The 1,299-nt window shown below is 78.1% G+C and carries 1 protein-coding gene; it reads right to left on the reverse strand.

Features of this window, described 5'->3' with window-relative positions; translation table 11 throughout:
• Nucleotides 1-184: 184 nt before the first annotated feature.
• Nucleotides 185-1,129 (reverse strand): aromatase/cyclase, encoded by a 945-nt coding sequence (locus ACFV0G_RS39440; RefSeq protein ID WP_380558783.1) that lies wholly within the window; start codon nucleotides 1,127-1,129, stop codon nucleotides 185-187.
• Nucleotides 1,130-1,299: the final 170 nt, after the last annotated feature.

Raw genomic sequence — 1,299 nt, forward strand, 5'->3', positions numbered from 1 at the left:
CCCGTTCGGGGGCGACCGCCAAAACTACCCACCCCCCCCCCCGCCCCCCCGCCCGCCCCCCCCCCCCCGGGCGGGGCCGGCCCCGCTGCGCTGCCCGGCGCGAGAAGGCCCGCGCGGCGGCACGCGAGGAGCCGGGCACCGGTCCCCCCCGACCGGTGCCCGGCTCGTCCGGGCCCTCGCCGGTTCAGCCCCGCGCGCCCGCGTACGCCGCCGCGTGCGAGAGGGTGGCGAGGCTGTTGCGGCCCAGGGCGTCGCGGACGTACGCGCGGGCGTCCGCCAGCGTGCGGCCGGCGCCGAGCACCCCCTCGACCGCGGCCGGGTCGAGGCGGACGGTGTGGGTGGCCGTGGCGAGGGCGCCGTCCGCGTCCTCGGTGAAGGTCCACCGGCCGCTGTGGCCCAGCAGCAGCTTCGGCATGAGGTGCTGCTTGTAGGCGATCCAGGCGCCGTCGGCGCAGATCCGGGTGGACCGGGTGCTGTGCGCCGACCCGTCGGCGGTGACGGTGTCCATCCGGAGGTCCTGGACGCCGTCGGCGGTCTCGGTCAGCTCCACCCGGGCCACGTGCGGCAGGGCGTCGGCCCAGCGGTCGGCGCGGTGCACGAACTCGTAGGCGTCGGCGGCCCGGCCGGGCAGCCGCAGGGTGTCGGTGAAGGAGAACACCACGTCCTCGACGGCGTGCCCGCCGGAGGCGACGGCGGCGATCGCGGCCAGTTCCGCGGTGCTGTTGGCGTCCAGCGCCTCGGTGATCCAGCGGACCGCCGCCGGGTCGTCGTCGACCGCGGTGAAGGTGTGCAGCAGCACCAGTTCGGTCCGGCCGTCGCCGAGCTCGAGGAACTGCCACTCGCCGCTCATGGTGGCGATCGGCGCCCGGCTGACCTCCTGGGCGAAGGTCACCCGCAGCGCCTCCGGGTCGAGGCGGCGGCGGGAGGTCCAGCTGCTGGTGCTCTCGCCGACCCGGGCCCAGATCTCGAACCGCTCCTCGCGGTCGCCGCGTTCGAGGTGCTGCACGTGGACGCAGGGACCGAACACGGCCGGCCAGCGGGTGACGTCGGCGACCAGGTCGTACAGCGCCCGCGGCGGCGCGTCGACGGTCAGGGTGTGCTCGGTGGTGTACGGCCGGGAAGGGGCCATGGCGGGTTCTCCTCCACACGCGGGCGGGTTCGGACGGGATCGTGCGGGTGCCCGCCCCCCGCGGGGGGGGCCGGGGGCGGGGGCGCAGCGGGTCGGCGGTGCGGCGCGCGGGGGGGGGGCGGCGGGTGAGCCGCCCGGGGAGGGCGAGGCGTCGGCGGACGGTGCGGGCG

Origin of the sequence: Kitasatospora sp. NPDC059571 (genome assembly GCF_042735675.1) — a bacterium.
In the GTDB taxonomy this organism is placed as follows: domain Bacteria; phylum Actinomycetota; class Actinomycetes; order Streptomycetales; family Streptomycetaceae; genus Kitasatospora.